The organism is Okeania sp., assembly GCF_983059655.1.
In genome coordinates this window covers 1-3,594 of record NZ_CEZPJD010000800.1, presented here as the reverse complement: position 1 = coordinate 3,594, position 3,594 = coordinate 1, and the positions used below count along the sequence as shown (strand labels likewise).

Annotated in this window: 3 protein-coding genes; all 3 read left to right on the top strand. The window is 34.8% G+C overall.

The window, feature by feature from the left end:
* On the top strand, positions 1 to 1,730 hold a 1,730-nt coding region (locus tag AC3DU7_RS28565; RefSeq protein ID WP_488042639.1), incomplete at its 5' end, for an AAA family ATPase.
* Positions 1,731 to 2,270: 540 nt separating this feature from the next.
* On the top strand, positions 2,271 to 2,921 hold the full coding sequence (locus tag AC3DU7_RS28560; RefSeq protein WP_488042638.1) for an SH3 domain-containing protein: 651 nt from the start codon (positions 2,271 to 2,273) through the stop codon (positions 2,919 to 2,921).
* Between the two features lie 269 nt (positions 2,922 to 3,190).
* On the top strand, positions 3,191 to 3,594 hold a 404-nt coding region (locus AC3DU7_RS28555; protein ID WP_488042637.1), incomplete at its 3' end, for a GNAT family N-acetyltransferase.

The following is a 3,594-nucleotide window of genomic DNA, read 5'->3' as shown; positions in this document are numbered from 1 at the left end:
CTATATCCAGTGAAGATACTGATATGCTTGCGAAGTGCTTTGTAGAATCCAAAGAAAGTCGCGCAGCAGATGAGAGTTTGGATAAAATTACTCGTCAATTATTGAATAAAATTGATATTGTTAACTCTCAAAAAGGGGCAGAATTACAAGATGAAATTCGGAGTGCAATAGAGTTAAAGAAAGGTGAATTTGTTTTAATCATAGGAAATAAAGGAGCAGGTAAATCCACTTTTATTGATCGGTTCTTTCGGTTGGTTTTAGATAAACATCTACGTGATAGTTGCTTAGTTCTTCGCGTTGATTTAGCAAACTCAGATGGTAATCAAGCTACAATTTCTGATTGGTTAATTGATAAGTTGAAGACTGAACTGGAAGAGAATCTATTTAAAGACGGCTATCCTAGTTATGACGATTTTCAAGGTATTTTTTTCTCTGAATATAAACGATGGAGTAATGGGGAATATAAACCATTATATGAACGAGATAAGGATGCTTTTAAAGAAAAGTTTGGTGAAAAGATAGATGAATTAATTGTAAATCAACCCCAAGAATATGTAAAAAAACTTCTTACAAACTCAATTATTTCTAGGAAGCTAATGCCTTGTATTATTTTTGATAATACTGACCATTTCCCACAACCTTTTCAAGAGTCTGTATTTCAATTTGCACAATCAATTTATAGAGAATGTTTTTCGTTTATTATCTGTCCCATAACAGATCGCACAGTATGGCAGCTTTCAAAATCAGGACCACTTCAATCTTACGATCATAGAGACTTCTATTTGCCAGTTCCCTCGACAAAAGAAGTTCTGACAAAACGTGTTGAATTTATCAAATTAAAAGCCCAAGAAGATTCTCAAACAAGCAGAAAATACTTTACTAAAAAGGGAGTCCGCTTATCAATTCCAGATGTAAAAGCCTTTGCATTATCTGTAGAAGACATCTTTGTAAACGAAGATTATGTAGGACGTATGGTTGGATGGTTAGCCAATTTTGATATTCGTAGAGGGCTTAAAATTGCTCAAAAGATAATAACCTCACCAATTTTAGATATGTCTGAATCAGTCGCAGCTTATACTATCGGTAAAAAGTTTCGTCCTCAACGTATAAGTATCAAAAAAGCTCTTTTATTAGGAGATTACAATCATTTCTATCAGCAAGATAGTAGCTTTGTTCTAAATCTTTTTGAAGTTAACTCTAATGCTGTTACAAGTCCACTGCTTCGGGTATCAATTATTCGTTTACTGCTAGACGTTTATTCTGAAACTTTAGAATCTGAAAAGATATATCGTTCTGTAGAAGATATCCTGAATTACTTTGAACCCACCACCGTTAGTCGAACTATTGTTAAGGAAAATCTTGGGACTCTTCTTGATTATCGACTCATTGAACCCTACGATCCAACAGATACAAATATCTACGAGTCCCAACGAGTAAAGATAACTCACTGTGGACGCATACATTATGAGTTTGTCACTGATGATAAAGAAGGTGTGTACATGAGTGAAATGGCGTTGATGACTCCTGTTGTTAGTCAAGAGTATATTTCAAAAAATAGAGAGTTGATGAAGGACAAGAAACTAAGTAGTCAGGATTGGATGAAAATTAGAGAGTGTTTTGTAGAATATTGCTTAGAGCAAGATAATCTTTACATATCACTACCAAATGCTGACTCTTATCAAAGTCAACATACTTTAAGGAAAACTCTCTACAATATTTGGATAGATTAAGCAGGATAAAGTTTTACTCTATCCTGCATCCCAACAACCCCAATTTACACCGACCGCCGAGAGGTTATCGGTTGAAATTTAAGGCTATCTGCATCCGGTAAATGTAAACATTATTGAAAGTGCTGTAATGATGAATAAATAAATTTAGTTCTTATTCAATATTTTTTGTTACCAATCAAAATTCTACCTTATCCCCCTTAAATGCCTTATTTTCCCGACCTTAAAATTGATAGATAGGACTTAGATAATAACTTTAGCTGTAGCATTGTTGAAAATTCATACCACAGATAGAATCTAAAAGAGAATGCGCGTGTAATTCCTCCTTGGTTTATTAAAGTAAATAAAGATTTTTTTTAAGTCCCTAAACTTCACTTATCAAAAAAATTATTTATATTAAAATATAAAAGCTAGGAAGATAACGTTACCTTTTGAAAAGGATGTTTTTATCTAAACAAAGTATTAAGAATAATCAAAACATCCGAAATATAGACTTACATAGTCAGTAGTTAAACTTGCGATTACAAATAATTCAGAATATTTATGAAAAATAACATCAAGCAAAAACCAAATTACCTAAGAATATTAACAATTGCTTCTCTATCTTTAATAGGGAGTCAAATGCCAACTATTGCCATGGCAGACCAATGGACTCCATGGGTTAATCAGAGCAATGAAATATTACTTGCTCAACAACAAGTTTGTCAGCTTCAGTCTTCACCAGCAGATACCCGTGCAGGTGTAGATTTCCGAGACCAGCCAAATGGAGGTAGAAATATTGCCTTTTTTAATAATGGTACTTCCGTAACAGTCATCAATAGGTCTAATGATGGACAATGGACACAAGTAACTGGACCAAATAATTCTCAAGGTTGGGTATATACTCCCTATCTGCAAAATTGCAATACACGCTCTGCCTCGCAACTACCCAACACAGGAAATAGAACAGGTGGAGTACCTATAGGAACAATTTGTCAGGCAGTGGGTTCCCCCGAATATCCAAATATTCCAGTGCGAGATTTTCCCAATGCTAGAGGTTCTAATGTGCCTTTTGCTTATAATAAAGGTACTCAACTGAGAGTTACTGAACCACCGGCAGGACAAGAGTCTCAAGCAAAGTGGGTTTATGTTCAATCAGTACAAACTCCTCAACAAATGGGGTGGGTATGGAAACCTTATCTCCAATGTAATTAAGTTAGCTAAGTAATTTATTAAGAAGGTCTAACGTTTAACAATAACAAATATTTTTGGTACGGTCATTGACTCAGGAAGCTGATATTTTCTGTTTTGATGAGCCTTTTTTTTTGATTGACAGAATACGGAAAATCTTATAGCGCTACGCTTTAGGGAACAGGGAACAGGGAACAGGGAACAGCAAACTGTAAAAGGGTTTTAGGATTGAAAAATGTCCTAACCTGAATGCGTAGTGCTATATTAAGTATTCAAGCGAATATTATTTTAATATGAGTTCAACAGAAAAGATCACCATTAAACATCTATCTGAGAAAGATATAAAGCTAATGCAAGACTTGCTCAATGTTTTTGGTGATGCGTTTGATGATGTGGAAACTTATTGCAAGGCCCAGCCTAAAACTGATTATCTTCGTAAGTTACTCAGCAGAGATTATTTTATCGTGTTGGTTGCATTAAAACATGAAAAAGTGGTAGGTGGTTTGACAGCATATCAACTTCACAAATTTGAGCAAGAACGCAGTGAGATTTATATATATGATTTGGCGGTATCGAGTGAACACCGTCGGCAAGGTATAGCAATGATGCTCATTGACACACTCAAGAATATAGCTGTTGAGCAGGGAGCTTATGTTATTTTTGTTCAAGCTGACTATGGTGACGATCCGGCAATAGA